This window comes from Photobacterium piscicola (assembly GCF_046058925.1).
GTDB lineage: Bacteria > Pseudomonadota > Gammaproteobacteria > Enterobacterales > Vibrionaceae > Photobacterium > Photobacterium piscicola.
In genome coordinates, this window is the sequence record NZ_CP175535.1 from 476660 (window position 1) to 494353 (window position 17694).

The 17694-nt window shown below is 40.0% G+C and carries 16 protein-coding genes; 11 read left to right on the top strand and 5 right to left on the bottom strand.

What is annotated here, in order from left to right; translation table 11 throughout:
- Positions 1-50: 50 nt before the first annotated feature.
- On the bottom strand, positions 51-458 hold the full coding sequence (locus ACJZU6_RS16795) for an NUDIX domain-containing protein (RefSeq protein ID WP_235865809.1): 408 nt from the start codon (positions 456-458) through the stop codon (positions 51-53).
- Positions 459-719: 261 nt separating this feature from the next.
- On the opposite strand from ACJZU6_RS16795, the gene eptA reads away from it, so the two are divergent.
- Positions 720-2327 (top strand): phosphoethanolamine transferase EptA, encoded by a 1608-nt coding sequence (gene eptA, locus ACJZU6_RS16800; RefSeq protein ID WP_408901457.1) that lies wholly within the window; start codon positions 720-722, stop codon positions 2325-2327.
- Positions 2328-2454: 127 nt separating this feature from the next.
- On the top strand, positions 2455-2814 hold the full coding sequence (locus ACJZU6_RS16805; RefSeq protein ID WP_080156414.1) for a diacylglycerol kinase: 360 nt from the start codon (positions 2455-2457) through the stop codon (positions 2812-2814).
- Positions 2815-2926: 112 nt separating this feature from the next.
- Here the strand turns inward: ACJZU6_RS16805 and speB are convergent, their stop codons facing one another.
- Positions 2927-3844: an agmatinase gene (gene speB / locus ACJZU6_RS16810; protein WP_080156413.1), complete on the bottom strand. Its 918-nt coding sequence runs from the start codon at positions 3842-3844 to the stop codon at positions 2927-2929.
- A gap of 103 nt (positions 3845-3947) precedes the next feature.
- Complete coding sequence (gene speA, locus ACJZU6_RS16815; RefSeq protein ID WP_107276661.1) at positions 3948-5867, bottom strand: biosynthetic arginine decarboxylase; 1920 nt, start codon at positions 5865-5867, stop codon at positions 3948-3950.
- Between the two features lie 773 nt (positions 5868-6640).
- On the opposite strand from speA, the gene ACJZU6_RS16820 reads away from it, so the two are divergent.
- On the top strand, positions 6641-7558 hold the full coding sequence (locus tag ACJZU6_RS16820; RefSeq protein ID WP_408901458.1) for a DUF808 domain-containing protein: 918 nt from the start codon (positions 6641-6643) through the stop codon (positions 7556-7558).
- A 91-nt stretch (positions 7559-7649) separates the two neighbouring features.
- Here ACJZU6_RS16820 and ACJZU6_RS16825 read toward each other — a convergent pair whose 3' ends face one another.
- Both ACJZU6_RS16825 and ACJZU6_RS16830 read right to left on the bottom strand, forming a co-directional pair.
- A complete protein-coding gene (locus ACJZU6_RS16825; protein ID WP_080156410.1) occupies positions 7650-8378 on the bottom strand; it encodes an oligogalacturonate-specific porin KdgM family protein in 729 nt (242 codons plus the stop codon).
- A 104-nt stretch (positions 8379-8482) separates the two neighbouring features.
- Complete coding sequence (locus ACJZU6_RS16830) at positions 8483-10036, bottom strand: sulfatase (RefSeq protein WP_408901459.1); 1554 nt, start codon at positions 10034-10036, stop codon at positions 8483-8485.
- 396 nt (positions 10037-10432) lie between these two features.
- On the opposite strand from ACJZU6_RS16830, the gene agaR reads away from it, so the two are divergent.
- The 8 genes from agaR (at position 10433) to nagA (ending at position 17636) form a co-directional block, all read left to right on the top strand.
- Positions 10433-11209: a transcriptional repressor AgaR gene (gene agaR, locus ACJZU6_RS16835; RefSeq protein WP_080156408.1), complete on the top strand. Its 777-nt coding sequence runs from the start codon at positions 10433-10435 to the stop codon at positions 11207-11209.
- Between the two features lie 50 nt (positions 11210-11259).
- Positions 11260-12555: a tagatose-bisphosphate aldolase subunit KbaZ gene (gene kbaZ / locus ACJZU6_RS16840; protein WP_080156407.1), complete on the top strand. Its 1296-nt coding sequence runs from the start codon at positions 11260-11262 to the stop codon at positions 12553-12555.
- A gap of 4 nt (positions 12556-12559) precedes the next feature.
- On the top strand, positions 12560-13723 hold the full coding sequence (locus ACJZU6_RS16845) for an SIS domain-containing protein (protein ID WP_107276657.1): 1164 nt from the start codon (positions 12560-12562) through the stop codon (positions 13721-13723).
- Positions 13724-13752: 29 nt separating this feature from the next.
- The gene (gene agaV, locus ACJZU6_RS16850) at positions 13753-14253 is read left to right on the top strand and encodes a PTS N-acetylgalactosamine transporter subunit IIB (protein ID WP_080156405.1); all 501 of its coding nucleotides are present in this window, start codon (positions 13753-13755) and stop codon (positions 14251-14253) included.
- A 42-nt stretch (positions 14254-14295) separates the two neighbouring features.
- Positions 14296-15066 carry a PTS N-acetylgalactosamine transporter subunit IIC gene (gene agaW / locus ACJZU6_RS16855; protein ID WP_080156404.1) on the top strand — a complete coding sequence of 257 codons (771 nt, stop codon included), beginning with the start codon at positions 14296-14298 and terminating at the stop codon, positions 15064-15066.
- Positions 15056-15949 carry a PTS system mannose/fructose/sorbose family transporter subunit IID gene (locus tag ACJZU6_RS16860; protein WP_107276656.1) on the top strand — a complete coding sequence of 298 codons (894 nt, stop codon included), beginning with the start codon at positions 15056-15058 and terminating at the stop codon, positions 15947-15949. Before agaW ends, ACJZU6_RS16860 begins: the two co-directional genes overlap by 11 nt.
- Before the next feature lie 86 nt (positions 15950-16035).
- The gene (agaF, locus tag ACJZU6_RS16865) at positions 16036-16479 is read left to right on the top strand and encodes a PTS galactosamine/N-acetylgalactosamine transporter subunit IIA (protein ID WP_080156402.1); all 444 of its coding nucleotides are present in this window, start codon (positions 16036-16038) and stop codon (positions 16477-16479) included.
- Positions 16480-16481: 2 nt separating this feature from the next.
- The gene (nagA, locus tag ACJZU6_RS16870; RefSeq protein WP_408901460.1) at positions 16482-17636 is read left to right on the top strand and encodes an N-acetylglucosamine-6-phosphate deacetylase; all 1155 of its coding nucleotides are present in this window, start codon (positions 16482-16484) and stop codon (positions 17634-17636) included.
- Positions 17637-17694 lie beyond the last annotated feature (58 nt).

Below are 17694 nucleotides of genomic sequence, written 5' to 3' on the forward strand. Positions count from 1 at the left end.
TTTTTTATATAGATGATTTCATCATGACCAATAGCGGAATTTGGCGGATATTAATCGATTAAATCTTGTGCTTTCAAATATGCGAGGATCATTAATGTTGCACTTGAACTAATGTCGGTATTATTAGTATTGATCCATCGAATTTCTTCAATTTCAGAGGCTGGTAATAGATCGCCGTTATATTCAGCATAGTAGCAAGTCATGTTAACCATTATACCTTGTGCTTTACCGTGGGCTTGCGCTTGGAAGCTATTGGCATAACATAGCGATTCTGGCACGAGATCAACCGATAGCTCTTCTTGTATCTCTCGTATTAATGCTTGAGCATCCGTTTCACCAGGATCACGTTTTCCGCCAGGAATATAATAGAGTGCTTTTCCATATGAACGTACAGCCAGTAATTTTCGTTGGTCAATATGAAGCCAAGCAAGTTTATCAATAGGTTGAGGTGTATTCACAGTATTCTCCTTTACTGCTTTTAGTGTAACAGTTTTCATAAATATAAAAAAATGAGCTACTATTATATCAATCTATGTTTTCATTAATGCTTCAAACCATATTGTTTAGATGCATGTCTATTAGTTATCTTTATAGGCATAATCATCGCTCTTAAATGGAACAATGATAGCCACGGTTGGCTTTATGCTTACCAGCGGTTTTTCACCACAAATGTGCTGGTAGTTTATGTGATCGTTATGAAATATTAGGAATACTCCATAATGAAATTTCGTTTAACCAGCATCAAATATATATTACTCGTTGCTGTCTTTTTTGCTGCGATACAAAACATTGCTTTATGGAAACATTTAAGTGAATTATTTCTAAAAAGCAGCACTAATGATGTGGTTTTTATTGCGACCATTCCACTGTTTATTATTGCAGCATTAAACATTATTTTTAATCTATTATTATGGCCATGGATACAACGACCATTACTCGTAATAATGATTTTCTTTTCAAGCTTAGCGACATATGCCATGTACAACTATGGGGCGTATTTTGACTATGGCATGATTGTTAATGTATTTGAAACAAACTCAGCCGAAGCGAACAGTTATTTTTCTATGGCTGGTTTTGCATGGATTGTTGTTATTGCTCTTTTTCCTATAATTATATTATGTCGAATTAAGGTTATTTATCGTTCTGTAGTAAAAGAATTAATTGCTCGTAGTTTAAGTATTATTATTTCGTTATTAGTTATTGTTGTTATTGCCGCGGGTTATTATAAAGATTATGCGTCATTAGTACGCAACCACTCTGAAATTAAAGCGCTGATTAATCCAACCAATTATATTTCAGCCACTTTCCGTTACACTAAATACCAGCTCATTGAAGCTAAAATGCCATTTACTCAGATTGGATTAGATGCTCAAAATACCCATCAAGGTGATAAACATAATGTTGTTGTAATGGTCGTTGGGGAGGCTTCTCGTTCAATGAATTATTCATTAAATGGGTATGCTAGAGAGACTAACCCAGGTTTATCTCAACGTAATGTTATTAGTTTTTTAAATGTAAAATCGTGTGGTACGGCAACTGCAGTATCATTACCTTGTATGTTTTCTGTGATGAATAAAGCCAATTACGATGCTATCACTGCACGTCATCAAGATACCGCCATGGATATTTTACAACGTGCAGGTATTGATGTGTCTTGGAAAGACAATGATAGTGGTTGTAAAGGGGTGTGCGATAGGGTGAAGCATGTTGTTATTAATGCAGATGTTGATCCTAAGCTTTGCCATGATGATACTTGTTATGATGCGGTTTTACTTAAAAATTTGCAGGCACAAATTGATGATGCCAAACAAGATACATTTATTGTTTTGCATATTATTGGTAGTCATGGTCCAACATATGATGACCGTTATCCACCTGAATTTAAAATATTTAAACCAACGTGTAATACCAGTAATTTGCAAGAGTGTAGTCGTCAGCAAGTGACAAATACCTACGATAATACGATTTTATATACCGATCATATTTTAAGCAGTGTGATTGATATACTTAAACAAGATGACAGTAAAGCCAATACTGCCATGATTTATATGGCAGATCATGGTGAATCATTAGGTGAAGATGGGGTCTATTTACATGGGTTGCCGTATTCCATTGCGCCAAAAGAACAAACGACGGTGCCATTAATTTTATGGTTGTCACCTGCTTATCAACACAGCCAGCATATAAATCGTCAATGTTTACAACGTGAAGCAACGGCTGGTGGTTTTTCACAGGATAACTTGTTCCATTCATTATTGGGGATGATGGATGTTAAAACAAAAGTTTACGATGCTAAATTAGATATATTTGCTCAGTGTCGGCAATAGGGCTTTTTGACGAAATAATAAGTAAAAAGTGCAGTAAGACTATTTTTGCTTTTATTTCATTGCTCAAAGGGTATTATTTACCGCAAGTGAGTTATTTACTTATAATAAAAAATAAAGAGAGTTAACGATGAAACCTGGTGCTACGGGCTTAAAACGTATCATTGATGCGACGGGATATTCGATACAAGGTTTAAAGGCGGCATGGATTAATGAAGCAGCTTTTCGACAAGAAAGTATTTTATTAGTTGTGATGACTGTTATTTCATTTTTTATGCCAGTAACAAAAATTGAACGATTAATGATGATTAGCTCGTTATTTATTGTTGTTATTGCTGAATTGATTAACTCAGCGATTGAAGCCGTAGTGGATCGTATTGGGCCTGAACGTCATGAATTAAGTGGTCGAGCAAAAGATATTGGCTCGGCTGCGGTCTTTGTTGCGTTAGTGCTGGTGGCTATTATTTGGGGCAGTATTTTGTTTTTATAGCCACTCTTAATCGAGTTATAAATTAACGCCAGTATTTTTAATCATCAAAATACTGGCATTTTTTTATGTTATTACGTAGCTACCCTATTACGTGACTATCATATTGCATGATTTATTGTTTCTGTGTCGCCCAAAGATGCAATAAGTCCGTGGCAATAGTTGCGGCTGCTAATGCTGTAATATCGGCATGATCGTATGCAGGTGATACTTCAACCACATCCATACCAATCAAATTAATGCCTTGTAAACTACGAATGATTTTTAGCGCTTTATCTGATGTTATTCCACCGCAAACAGGCGTACCTGTACCTGGTGCGTAAGCCGGATCTAAGCAATCAATATCGAACGTTAAGTAAACTGGCATATTACCAACGGTCACTTTTATCTCTTCAACAATCTGCGCCACACTCCAATCGTTGGCGGTGTCGGCTGAGATAACATTAAAACCTAGTTTGTCACTGTGTTCGGTACGAATACCAATTTGCACCGAATGTGTCGGATCAATTAATCCTTCGTTAGGTGCATGATAGAACATCGTGCCATGATCAAATTTACTGCCTTGATCGTAAGTATCGGTATGGGCATCAAAGTGAATTAATGCCATTTTGCCAAAGTGTTTAGCATGAGCACGCAATAACGGCAGAGTAATGAAATGATCACCACCAAAAGTAAGCAGTGTTTTTCCTTGTTCTAATAAGCCGCTTGCGTGAGCTTCTAAGCGCTCACACATTTGACCAGCATCACCACAATCAAATACTAAATCACCACAATCGGCAATTTTAATTGATTTTAAAAGGCTAAAATTCCACGGCCAACGTTTACCTTCCCATGCGAGGTTGGTTGAAATTTGGCGTATTGCACCCGGTCCCATACGACTACCAGAACGACCCGTGGTTGCCATATCAAACGGTACACCAGTAATAATAACGTCAGCATCAGAGGACATTGGCGAAAAATCTAATGGTTGACGTAAAAAGCCAAAAGCGTTGGCGTATAAAGAATAATCTGGGTAATTAGCGAGTGTTGCCATGGTTTTCTCCAACAACAATATAGGGCGGAAGGCCCACTAAAAGCCCTATTACTACCTTTATAGTAATAGGGTGTTCTAAAATAGGGCGACTAAGTTTTTAGTCTTAAATAGCGCGAACATCTTCTAGATAGGTATATCCTTCAAGCCCATCGGCCAGTTCTTTAAGAATTGCTTCACGTTCATTTTCAGCAAGATGTTGCTCTGCCATTAGCTGATATTGACGTAAGAATTCATTAGCATCTAAGTGTACATAACGTAATACATCACCGACATTATCGCCACGATCTATTTTCTCAATATTATAGTGACCATCTGCAGTACAACGCACAACAGCAGTATCGGTGTCCCCAAATAAATTATGCATATCGCCTAAAATTTCTTGATATGCGCCAACCATAAAGAAACCGATACGGTAAGGCTGTTCATCACTCCATGTTGGTACGGGTAGGGTGCTTTCTATGCCTTGGTTTTCAACATATTGATCAATTGTGCCATCGGAATCACAGGTGATATCAAGAATAATGGCACGGCGTTCAGGGGCTTTATTCAAATTACTTAATGGCAAAATAGGGAATACTTGCTCAATGCCCCATGCATCTGGTAATGATTGAAATAGAGAAAAGTTTACAAAAAACTTATCTGCTAAACGTTCATGTAATTCATCCAACAGTGGTCGATGAGCACGGTTTTGGGTTGACAGTGTTTGAGCTAATTCATGACATAAACGTAAACTGACTTGTTCAGCCCATGCTCTATCAATAAAACTGATCATGCCAACGGCAAAGAGAGAGTGAACTTCAGCTAAATCACTTTGGTTATCATGATAAAGCTCAACCAATGAACGGTGATCGGTATGTTCGGTTAATTCTTTCCAAGAACGCCACATATTATGCAAAATATGCGGAGCATCCTCAGCGGGGGGATTGATCGATTCTACTTTGTAACTTTCAATACCCACTACATCGGTAATTAAAACCGCATGATGAGCGGTTAGATTACGGCCTGATTCGGAAATAATACGCGGCATAGGCATATTGTATTCTTTACAAATATCACCTAAAACATAGACTACATTGTTTGCATATTCATTGATGCTGTAGTTCATTGAACAGCTACTTTGACTACGTGTTCCTTCATAATCAACCGCTAAACCGCCACCCACATCAACGGTAGAAATGCCAGCACCTAATTTTTTAAGTTCAGCATAAACACGACCAGCTTCGCCAACACCATTGCGTACATCACGGATATTGGCGATTTGTGAGCCTAAATGAAAGTGCAATAGCTGCAAGCAATTAAGCATGTCACGTTGACGTAGAGCGTCAACAACAGTTAATACTTGTGATGCAGATAAACCAAATTTAGATTTTTCACCACCGCTAGCTTGCCATTTGCCTTTACCTTGAGAGGCAAGACGAGCACGAATACCTAAGCGAGGTGTTACACCAAGCTCAGCTGCTTCTTGTAAGATGATGTTTAGTTCAGAGAGCTTTTCTAGCACGATATAAACTTCGTGACCTAGCTTTTCACCGATTAAAGCTAATCGAATGTATTCTCTATCTTTGTAGCCATTACACACGATCACCGAACTTGCTTCTTGTGCCATGGCAAGCACAGCCATAAGCTCTGGCTTACTGCCTGCTTCTAAACCTAATTGACGTTGTTGTTTGGCATATTGGCTTTTTAAAATCTCGCTAACCACTTCTTGCTGTTGGTTAACTTTGATTGGATAAACCGCAAGGTAATCACCTTGATAGCCATAATTTTCAATGGCTTGATTAAAAACACCGCAGAGGCTGTCAACGCGATGATGAAGAATGTCGGGAAAACGAACTAACACTGGCAATGACGCGCCTGCCGCAATTAATTCATCAGCAAGTTGTGATAGCCCAATAGTATTGGTTGGGTTATTAACATCGGGACGGGCGATAACAGAACCGTCTTGCGCTATATCAAAGTAACCTTGACCCCAGTAAGGTGTATTGTAAACATTACGGGCATTATTAATTGTCCAATCACTCATTGTTTAATCTCTTCCTGAGCGAAAATACGCCAGCCATAAAGTACAGATGATAAACATCCCTGCGTGGCTGCAGTAAATATCGAAATAGTGTGATGCCTGACGCGATAATGGTCAGAATAAAAGTATGTTGTTATTGAAATCTAATGACGCCACAAAGAGCGTATAGCATTTTCAATTACAAGCTTCTGGGACTACCTGAGCTGGAATCATCATTGCAAGTCATGAACAAGCGGGATGTTCTTCTTGATTGATTAGGTTTGGCGTTAGTTATTGCGTTATCGCATACTTTATTGAGGCTAAAAAAAGCCCTCGAGTATAATGCTGCGAGAGTTTTCATTGTCATTACCCTTAAAGGTAGTGCTGTTACAACAAGCACAGTATGACAGGGAATAAGAATGCCCGATGCAATCTCAGTCTACACCTCAAACCAATGATGGGTGCGTTGCGATTAGACAATTGAATCGTTTTTAGCGCAAACAAAAAAGATTTATCGTTATCATGAAAGATGATTATTGCGATTAAATACCCATATTGGGAAAGGCCGCTTGAGATATAAATAGCGTATTAAATAACGGTTATGATTAATTTATTAACAATTTGTCGATGTAAATTATTGATGTAATGACAAGCCGTTTTTATTAAAAAGTAACAGAAATAAATAGTATATAATTGTAAGCATTAGTTATAAATAATGCATTTAACATGTTTGTTATATTTATACCTATAAAATTATTAATAATAGAATCGAGTGGATTCTGAGAAAGGAGTATGCAGTGGCTGGCGCAAGTTTATTAACATTACTTGATGATATCGCAACCGTTCTTGATGACGTTGCATTAATGACTAAAGTGGCTGCACGTAAAACCGCTGGCGTATTAGGTGATGATTTGGCGCTCAATGCCCAACAAGTATCTGGTGTCCGCGCTGAGCGAGAGTTACCTGTGGTTTGGGGCGTTGCTAAAGGCTCATTTAAAAATAAATTAATATTAGTCCCTGCGGCATTATTAATTAGCGTTATTGCACCATGGTTAATTATGCCAATGTTATTACTTGGCGGTTTATTTCTATGTTTTGAAGGCGTAGAAAAAATTGCAGAGAAATTATTTTCTCATGGTGATGAAGAAACACAACAAGCGCAGGAACAAGTAGTAACCGAAGAGATTGATTTGGTCGCTTATGAACAAGACAAAATAAAAGGTGCAATAAGAACTGATTTTGTTTTGTCGGCTGAAATTATTGTGATTGCACTTGGAACTGTACAAAATCACCCGTTTTTAACCCAAGCTATAGTGGTGAGTTTAATTGCGTTTGTAATGACTGCGGGTGTTTATGGTGTAGTTGCTGGCATTGTAAAGCTGGATGACGCAGGACTGTATCTGGTTAATCACAGCAAAGGCGCAGGCTTACAGCGTAGCTTTGGTTCGCTATTAGTGAATGTTGCACCTTACCTTATGAAAACATTAGCGATTGTTGGTACTATTGCGATGTTTTTAGTGGGAGGGGGGATTGTGGTTCATAGCATTCCACAAATACACACAGTGGTAGAACATGTAGCACAATTGGTTGTTTTTCCTGGTTCTCATAGTATTATGACACCGTTATTGAATGGCGTTGTGGGTGTGATTGCGGGTACTATCGTGGTGATTGTTGTCACTATCGTGAATAAGATCCGTGGAAAATCAACTCATTAATTTATAGCAGTTAAAAACCTAAACCCTATAAAATAAAAATGCCAGTGATGATAAGTCACTGGCATTTTTTGTTTGTTATTAGTTTAGATTATTACCATGTGTATTTAATACCCATACGGTAACGAGTTTGACGATTGTCTGTTACTCGACTTTGGCTAACATTACCCACTTCTACGAATGGACGCCACATTGTGCCTTCTACTGTTTTGTAGGTGTACATTAAACGGAAATTATGTAGGTAGTTGGTGTCTTTATTATCAAATTGTGGTTGAGCTGCGCTTTCCATTTCTTTCCAAATTTGAAATTCATATTGGAAATCCCAATTATTGGTGTTGTAGCCTAACCATAGATCAACTTCTTGAATTTTTGATACGTAAGACTCACCCGCCGCATTATTCATGCTGTAGTCCCACAATTTCCACTTATAACGACCCTGAACACGAATACCGTTATCAAAGCGGTAGTTTAAACGTGCGTAAGGAACATAGACCAGACCATCAGGTGTAAAATCAAGTGAAAGACCACCAATACCAACGATATTATCACTGAGCTTTTTGTAGTAAAACGCTGAAAACTCAGAGCCATTCATTGTCATGCCGTCAAACATGGTATTTTGCTGGTCATTGTTATAACGCGCGTCTAATTCAAAACCAATATTCTTACCCGTATCTAAAAATGCTTTAATACGATCGCCATGACGGTTGGTACCATCACGGTACTCATGACGATACTCAATCGTTGTTTTGTAATCATTGGCATAACTAAAACTGGTTGCGGAAAAAAGGGTAGTCGCAAGGATTACTTTAGTGATGGTATTCATAGATTGTCCTTAATTAGTATGAGTTTTGTTGCGCTTTCTCTATTAAATAGAGAAAGCGTAAAATTAATAATAAAAAGTGGTATTACGCGTTGTTATTACTACTGCTATAAATAAGCATTCGCACTGTGTGCAGGTACGGTTGTTGGTCGCCATGGATCGCCAGTGTGCTCAAGCCATGGCATTAATTCTTCAGTAATTAACTTGTCGATAAGCATTGGGTTGGTGGCTGCAATATTATCCATTTGGTATGGATCTACTTGGTTGTCGTGCAGCACATAAGTCAGTGGTTTACCAATTTTTCTATCAATCATTAAGGTATAGCGCTGCGAGCGAATGCCGCGACGTCCATATGATTGACCGCCATAAGGCATGAATGTATAAAATTGAGAGGTCGGTTTACTATCACCCTCAACGCCACGCAATGTATTGGCGAAGTTAGTGCCTTCAACGGTATCAGGGATCAAATCTTCCATTCCCATTAAACCAAGCATGGTTGGGTAAATATCTGGTGCTGAAAATAACAGATCATTTTGCTGTGGATTAAGCTTACCCGGCCAACGGAAAATCATTGGAATACGCATTGCTTCGTCATAATGAACATTTTTGGTTGGGTTACCATTTGAACCCATACAACAGCCGTGATCAGAGAAGAACACTACTAAAGTATCTTCAGTAAGATTGAGGCGATCTAACTCATCAATAATGCGCCCGAATTGCTCATCAACCCCATTGACCATCGCCATATATTCTTTGAAAAATTGTGGGCCATAACCTTCTTGGTAGGCTTTATCCCATTGCACATTAGGACGAGTATTTAATTGCTGAGATGTTTTTCCATTAAAGCGATCTAAATATTTTTGTGGAACTTGATCGTAAGGTGAGTGTGGTGGATTCATCGAAACCACAAGCGTAAACGGTTGATCTTGTTTACGGTATTGACCATTTTCATTACGTAGATATTTAATTGCGATATCAGCTTCGTGTTCAGGGCTCCACTGGTTGATTCGTAGAGGTTTATCGCGGGTCGTATCATTGGTCCAATACATTGGTGTCATGTGTTTATCATAGGTGCCATAGGCATACCAGAAATCAAAACCATGGCGACGATCTGGAGCTGTCCAATCATTCCAATAACGTCCTTCAGCAGGGTTATTGTAGCTAGGGATAAACGGAGCTTGTGGCGCATCTAAGTGCCATTTACCAATATAACCCATGCTATAGCCTTGTCTTTTAAGCACATCAGACCATGTAAGGGTATTTTTCTTCAGTTCGATACCAAAATCTTTACCGCCAAATTGACCTTCAACACCGGTGTGGCTATTACCTTGAATACCATTGCGATAAGGGTATTGTCCGGTCATTAACATGCCACGAAATGGCGTACAGAGTGGAAAATTAGAGACTGCTTGACGTAATACTGCACTTTGACGCGCAAATTTATCAATGTTGGGGGTCATTGATGGATCTTGCTGCATAAAACCTAATGCTTGAGCTCGAAACTCATCAGGAAAAATAATGACTAAATTGGGCTTTTTTAATGACTTCTTCGAGCTTAACGTTGGTGCAGTTGCAGCTTGGGTATAGCCGGCTGATAAGGTTGCAGCAACAGCGCCACTGGCTGCCATACCTTTCAGTAATCCTCTACGTGAGATAGACATCAACGAATCCTTATTAATAGTAAATATAAACGATTGGATTATGTGTTTTTGATTTGCTTCGTATCGTAAGCTAACGAAAGCTTGGTGACTGTGTAATCGATCACATAAAAAGCAAGTGAAAGTAAAATAATGTAATTACTTGTTTTATTGCAGTAAATATTATGGAGTTTCAGCTCTATTTTATAAATTGAAAGGATGAATGGTTGGTTTATTGACTTTCGTTCTATATGATAGAAACACTTACGCAAGTATGCATAAGTTCCAATGAAAGATAACGAAAGAATGTGAAAGAGATCAAAAGTTTTGTCTTAGTGCATTGTGGCTTTATTTTTTAGGTGTAAGCTTATTTCGAAATCAAGTGAAAGTAATTTTGGTTGATTTCACAAGGAGACAAAAGTGAAAAGTGCAATTGAAAGGCGAATGGAAATCGTCAACGTGGTGAATCTAGAAGGAAAAGCCCGTGTCGAGGATCTCGCTGAAAAATTTAATGTATCCAGTGTCACTATTCGCAGTGATCTGAGCTTCTTGGAAAAGAATGGTTATGTTGTGCGCTCTCATGGTGCAGCAATTCCTAACTCAGGTGTGATTGCTGAATTAACTATTCATGAAAAGCGTCGGCATAATGCGGGAGTTAAATCTCTCCTTGGCCAAGCTGCTGCCAAGCTTATTCATCATGGTGACACTGTGATTTTAGATTCAGGGACAACAACGCGTGAAATCGCAGCCAGCTTAAAAAGCATGGAAAATGTTGTTGTCATGACTAATGGTCTGGATGTGGCTATGGAGTTGGCTTCAGCACCCGGTGTTGAAGTGTTAATGTCAGGTGGCGTACTTCGTAAAGAAGCGTTATCTTTTTCGGGCTCACTAGCAGAAGCCGGCCTTAAGAACTTTCGTTTTGATAAAGTTTTTCTAGGGGTCGATGGCTTTGACTTGCGAGCTGGTATCACTACGCACAGTGAACAAGAGGCAAGCCTCAATCGTTTAATGTGTGAAATTTCTGAACAAGTGATTGCGGTAGCTGATTCAACCAAATTTGGTAAACGTAGCTGTCACATGATTCGTGAATTTGGAAATATTGATATCTTAGTAACAGATGCAGATATTCCTGAAGATTATTTAGCTGGTCTTCGTGAAATGAAAGTAGAAGTTATTATTGTCGAAAAAGAGCACTGACTGACTTAACTCCATGATCACATCACAGATGATGATTGTGGAGTTAATGAATGAACACGCTACAAACTCTCGTTCAACGTCATAAAGCAGGCGGCAACAATGGTATTTATGCTGTTTGCTCTGCACACCCGCTGGTTATTGAAGCGGCATTTTCTCAAGCGTTGGACGACAATTCAGTTTTATTAATCGAAGCGACGTCAAATCAAGTTGATCAATTTGGTGGTTACACCGGAATGACACCCATTGATTTTCGTCACTTTGTATTAGCCATGGCTGAAAAATTCAATTTTCCTACCGAAAATCTTATTTTAGGTGGCGATCATTTAGGCCCTAATCGCTGGCAACACCTTACTGCAACTGATGCGATGGTGAATGCCGATGATTTAATTGCTGCTTATGTTGCTGCTGGTTTTAAGAAAATCCACCTCGATTGCAGCATGTCTTGTGCTGATGATCCGATGCCTCTTTCTGATGATATCGTTGCTGAACGTGCCGCTCGTTTGGGGGCTATAGCTGAAAAAACAGCGATAGCATCTTTTGGCTATAGTGATTTAGTGTATGTCATTGGTACTGAAGTTCCTGTACCTGGTGGCGCAGCTGAAACATTAAATACTGTTGAAGTTACCTCTCCGCAAGCCGCAATGAAAACAATCGAAACTCATCAACGTGCATTTACTGAGGCTGGTATTGCCGATTGTTGGGCGCGTGTGGTTGGTTTAGTGGTGCAACCTGGGGTTGAATTTGATCATACTGGTGTTATTGATTATTGCCCAGAGAAAGCGAATCAATTAAGTGGCGTGGTTGATAATTTTCCCCATATGGTATTTGAAGCGCACTCGACAGACTATCAAACTCATGCCGCTTATCGTCAATTAGTACAAGACCACTTTGCAATTTTAAAAGTGGGCCCAGCTTTAACTTTTGCTATGCGCGAAGCGTTATTTAATTTATGTGAAATAGAAGCTGAAATTATTCCTAAGGCGCATTGCTCAAATTTAAGAGAATGCATTGAAGCACAAATGTGTGAAGCGCCACAGCATTGGCAAAAATACTATCATGGTAACGAATCAGAGCAACGCTTCTCACGTTGCTTTAGCTTTAGTGATCGCATGCGTTATTACTGGCCTGATAGTGTGATTAATCAAGCCCAAGCAACCTTATTTAGAAATTTATCTCGAGTTGATATTCCGTTACCCCTTCTTAGTCAATATATGCCACAGCAATTTCAACATCTGCGTGAAGGCTTAATCTCATCAGACCCTAAAGCGTTGGTATTAGACACTATTCGTCAAGTTTTACGTGCTTACTCTCAAGCATGTACTGAAAAATTAATCGCAGAGGTTTAAACACATGGAACAATATTTAGGTTATTCAGTCGCTGAATTAGAACGTTTATCTGGTTATTGGACAGCGAAAGAAATCAATCAACAACCCGCTTGTTGGGCGCAAACAGCTGCAATTACGCGTGAGTGTGAACCACAAATTAAGCACTTTATGGACCATGTCTATAGTTACCCAAATCTGCGCATCGTTTTAACGGGAGCAGGTACGTCTGCCTTTGCCGGACGTTCATTAGCGTTAGGGTTGACTCAGCGTTTACAACGTCGCGTTGAAGCGATGTCAACCACTGATATTGTTTCTAATCCTAAGCAGTGTTTTGCCGAAAATATTCCTACGTTATTGGTGTCGTTTGCCCGCTCTGGCAATAGCCCTGAAAGTGTGGCTGCGGTTGAACTTGCCAATCAAACATTAACCGAATGTTTTCATTTAGTACTGACCTGTAATGCTGATGGAAAGTTATACAAGTGTTGCGACAATGATAAGCAATCACTTGCACTTCTGATGCCAGCCGAGACCAATGATCAATCTTTTGCCATGACATCAAGTTTTTCATCAATGATGCTGGCTGCTTTTTCGATTTTAATGTATGGCAACGATTACACGAAAGAAATCGAAAGCATTTGTAAGTGTTCTGTGGGTTTGATCAAAGATTTGAATAGCCAAATAAAGGATACTGCTGATCAGAAACTAGAGCGGGTTATTTATTTAGGCAGTGGTGGTTTACAAGGATTAGCTCAAGAGTCGGCATTGAAACTTCTTGAGTTAACCGCTGGCAAAGTTGTCGCTACATACGATTCGCCATTAGGGTTCCGCCACGGACCAAAATCGATTGTTAATCAGAACACGATGATTGTGGTGTTCATTAGTAACGATTCATATACCCGTAAATATGACCTTGATCTGTTAGCTGAAATTTGCCGCGATAATATTGCTGCGCAAGTGGTAGCGATTACAGCACAAGCGGATGAGATTGAAACACGTGCTGATGTTATTCGCGTTTCTAGCATGGAAGCCGCAACGGACATCGAATTACTTTTCCCTTATATGCTATATGCGCAAATGTATGCTTTTCATCGTGCGCTAGCGTTAGGAAATACACCTGATAACCCATGTCCTACTGGTGAAGTAAACCGTGTAGTACAAGGAGTTACTATTCACGATTTATCTAATTAATTTAAATAATTACGAAAGGTAGAACAGTCATGACAACGCCAAATATTGTATGGACACGAATTGATGAACGTTTGTTACATGGTCAAATTCGTATTACTTGGGGTAAACATTCAGGCGCTAATCTTATTTTAGTGGCTAATGACGATGCAGCAGATGGTCCTAACGCGGCTTTTATGCAAGCTGGAATGAAAGCATCAGCGGGAGGGGAATACGCAGTGCGTTTCTTCTCAATCCAAAAAACAATTGATGTCATCGGTAAGGCTTCTCCTCAACAAAAGATTTTTATTTTATGTAATAACCCAACTGACGTTGCTCGGTTAGTTGAAGGTGGTGTGCCCATTGCCCATTGTAATGTCGGTAATATGCACTACCACGAAGGTAAGCGTCAGATTCATAAGACAGTTTCCGTTGATGATAAAGATATTAATGCTTTTGAACGCATGGTTGCAAAAGGGGTAACTTGTACCATTCAAAATACGCCTGATCAGAAACCAATCAATGTACTTGAACTGGCTACCAGCGCTGCTTAAATCGCGATAGTCAAACGCCAAACGTGTAAAAAGGAATAAATCATGTTTTTAGAAGCTGCGTTAGTAGCGGTGTGGGCATTTTTCTGCGGTATCGATAAATACGATGTTGCATTGAATATTCACCGTCCGCTTATTACAGGTCCAGTTGTGGGCTTGATCATGGGTGATATGCAAATTGGTTTGATTGCAGGTGCGACATTAGAACTTGCTTGGTTAGGTCTAGTGCCTAATGCGGGTGCTCAGCCACCCGATGTAACAATGGGTACGATTGCTGCGGTTGCGTTTGCAGTGATGACGGGTCAATCAGCAGAAGTGGCAATGGGCGTAGGTATGCCGATTGCAGTAATGATGCAGATGTTGGTTATCGGTTTCTTTGCAATGACATCATTCACAATGGGTAAAGCTGATAGCTTTGCAGAGCGTGGTGATTCTGCTGGTATTGATAAGCTTCTGATTACAACGATCTCATTACGTGCATTGTTGTATGCCTTCGTCGCTTTTATCACAGTTTACTTTGGTGAACATGCAGCAACTTGGATTGATGAAAATGCACCAAAAGCATTATTAGAAGGCTTAGGTATTGGTGCCAAGATGGTTCCTGCGATTGGTTTTGCGATGTTGTTGAAAATCATGTGGTCAAAAGAAGTGGCAGGGGTGTTCTTTATTGGCTTCGTTATGACAACTTACTTAAAACTACCCATTATGGCGGTTGCAATAATCGGTGCTTCAATTGCAGCACTGTACTACTTCTTTAGCGGTTCAAACAACGGCGGCTCTAACAACCAAGCAGAGGAATTTGAAGATGGCATCTGATATCACAGCGGGAACACTTCGCGATAAAAACACGCAAGAACATATCAATTTGGTTGATGATATCGATGCATATGAAGATACCACGCCACAAAAAGTGATCACCAAGAAAGACCTGTGGATGTGTGCAATCCGTGGTTTATTCATGGAAGGTAACTTCAACTTTGAACGTATGCAAGCGGGTGGTTTTGCTTACTCAATTATTCCTGCACTGAAGAAAATCCATGGTGATAATAAAGCGGATTTGGCGAAAGCATTAAAGAACCATCTGCAGTTTTTCAATGCTTCACCTAAGCTGTTTACCTTCTTATTAGGTACAGCAATTGCGATGGAAGAGAACAAAGAAAAACCATCAACCGTTAACGTAATGAAAGTGGCGGGAATGGGACCAACAGGTGGTATTGGTGATGCTATCGACCACATGACATTGATGCCATTAACGCTTGCATTAGGTGCGTCAATTGCAATGGAAGGGTCTATTGCTGGTCCATTTGTGTTCTTCTTCTTATACCAAATTGTTCACTTTGCGGTTTACTTTGGCTTGATGTTCATGGGTTACAAAGCGGGTACTGCCGCGATGGTTAACATGAGCGATTCAACCGAGAAATTGGCAAAAGCCGCCAATATTATGGGTATCTTTGTTATTGGTGCGCTTTCCGCGACCTTTATCAAGGTGCAGACCACCCTCAGCCTCGAACTGGGAGGGAAGGTGGTGGATTTACAGACCGCATTATTTGACAAAGTGATGCCGAATATTCTGCCACTGATGCTGGTGTTCTTCATGCTTAAAATGGTGAAAGGTACAGGATTCTGGGCTAAGCCTCCAGTGTTGATTTTCAGCACACTAGCGGCAGGTGTAATAGGCCATCTAATCGGTATTTTGTAGTTAATAAATTGTTTTGTATTGATATTTGTCATTATCAATAGTCTCAAGGGGGGCATCGTTCCCCCCTTATATTCAAGGAAAGAATCATGATTGGTATCGTTGTTTCAGGGCATATTAACTTTGCATCAGGTATGGAGTCGGCTGTTCGTGCTATCGCGGGTGAGCAAGAACAAATGACATATGTAGATTTTGTTGAAACCATGTCTACCGATGAGCTAGAACAGGCTTTACGCCAAGCGGCTGCGGATGTGGATAGCGGTGATGGAGTGTTGTTTTTAACTGATATTCCTGGTGGTTCTCCTGCCAATCGCGCCCTAGCTATTGTGATGGACACCCCTAATGTTGAACTTATTGGTGGTGCGAATTTACCGATGATCGCCAATGCTGCCTTTGAGCGTGATGATGCTGATCTAACCGATCTTGTTGATACCTTGCTTGATATTGGTATGTCATGCATGAAAGACATGCGTCGTGAGCTTAATAATATGATGACGCAATCAGCTGAACTTGAATGTGAAGACGGACTGTAATTATGCGTTTTGCACTTCATCCACAGCGTATATTCACCCCCACAGGGATCCGTTATAACCACTATGTTGTAGTGAATAGCGGTAAGGTTGAATGCGTTACTGATAGCCGACCTTTTGATTGTGAAGTGATTGAATTAGAAGATCAAACATTAGTCCCTGGTTTTATCGATATTCATATTCATGGCCGTGCAGGCGCTGATGTTATGGATGCAACACCACAAGCTTTACAAACCATAGCTCAAGCATTACCTGCTACAGGCGTAGTGGCATGGGTTGGAACAACCGTTACCGCACCGTGGCAGAATATTGTTTCGGCTTTACAGGTGGTGCGTAATTACTGTGAGCAGCCACAACAAGGTGCCACGTTATTAGGTAGCTTTCTTGAAGGACCTTATTTTACTGCAACTCACCGTGGTTCACACCCAACTCAATACTTAACCGCGCCAACCATTGTGGCGTTAGCAGAATTAAAAGAAGTGGCTGCAGATTCATTATTACGCGTTGCGTTAGCACCAGAGTATGACGGCGCTAATGAAGCGATTCAATGGTTAACCGATAACGGCATTAAAACTTCGATAGCACATACCAATGCCAATTTTGAACAAGTAACCCAAGCGCACCAACATGGAGCGGATTGTGGTGTGCATTTATTTAACGGTATGAGTGGCTTACATCATCGAGAACCCGGTTGTGCAGGGGCGGTGCTTTATCACGATATGCTAGTTGAACTGATTGCTGATGGTATTCATGTTCACCCGGTGATGATGCAACTTGCTTATCGTATCAAAGGCTATCAAGGCATGGCATTAATTACTGACTGTATGCGTGCTGGTGGCCTTGATGATGGCAAGTACCAACTTGGTGCGCAGATGGTTAACGTGACCAATGGTGAAGCGCGTACTGATGATGGCTCTTTGGCAGGAAGCACGTGTAGTTTAGATCAAGCCATTCGCAATATGGTTATGTTAGCCAATATTCCTGAGTGGGAAGCGATTCAGATGGCAACCGCTGTGCCTGCAAAATATTTAGGCATTGATCATCAATTAGGTGCGATAGCAACAGGCTACAACGCCAGCTTTACCGTGCTTAATACGCAATTTGAAATTCAAGCAACGTTAATTGACGGTGAGTGGTATTACCCAACATCGCATCAATAGCAATAATTCGTCAGTATTTATGCCGTATTTTGATGGTATGGATACTGAATAATGTAAT

Bases quoted from the DNA above. Each gene is read 5' to 3' on its own strand.
- eptA (WP_408901457.1), top strand. From the start codon at position 720: ATGAAATTTCGTTTAACCAGCATCAAATATATATTACTCGTTGCTGTC.
- ACJZU6_RS16805 (WP_080156414.1), top strand. From the start codon at position 2,455: ATGAAACCTGGTGCTACGGGCTTAAAACGTATCATTGATGCGACGGGA.
- speB (WP_080156413.1), bottom strand. From the start codon at position 3,844: ATGGCAACACTCGCTAATTACCCAGATTATTCTTTATACGCCAACGCT.
- speA (WP_107276661.1), bottom strand. From the start codon at position 5,867: ATGAGTGATTGGACAATTAATAATGCCCGTAATGTTTACAATACACCT.
- ACJZU6_RS16825 (WP_080156410.1), bottom strand. From the start codon at position 8,378: ATGAATACCATCACTAAAGTAATCCTTGCGACTACCCTTTTTTCCGCA.
- ACJZU6_RS16830 (WP_408901459.1), bottom strand. From the start codon at position 10,036: ATGTCTATCTCACGTAGAGGATTACTGAAAGGTATGGCAGCCAGTGGC.
- kbaZ (WP_080156407.1), top strand. From the start codon at position 11,260: ATGAACACGCTACAAACTCTCGTTCAACGTCATAAAGCAGGCGGCAAC.
- ACJZU6_RS16845 (WP_107276657.1), top strand. From the start codon at position 12,560: ATGGAACAATATTTAGGTTATTCAGTCGCTGAATTAGAACGTTTATCT.
- agaV (WP_080156405.1), top strand. From the start codon at position 13,753: ATGACAACGCCAAATATTGTATGGACACGAATTGATGAACGTTTGTTA.
- agaW (WP_080156404.1), top strand. From the start codon at position 14,296: ATGTTTTTAGAAGCTGCGTTAGTAGCGGTGTGGGCATTTTTCTGCGGT.
- ACJZU6_RS16860 (WP_107276656.1), top strand. From the start codon at position 15,056: ATGGCATCTGATATCACAGCGGGAACACTTCGCGATAAAAACACGCAA.
- agaF (WP_080156402.1), top strand. From the start codon at position 16,036: ATGATTGGTATCGTTGTTTCAGGGCATATTAACTTTGCATCAGGTATG.
- nagA (WP_408901460.1), top strand. From the start codon at position 16,482: ATGCGTTTTGCACTTCATCCACAGCGTATATTCACCCCCACAGGGATC.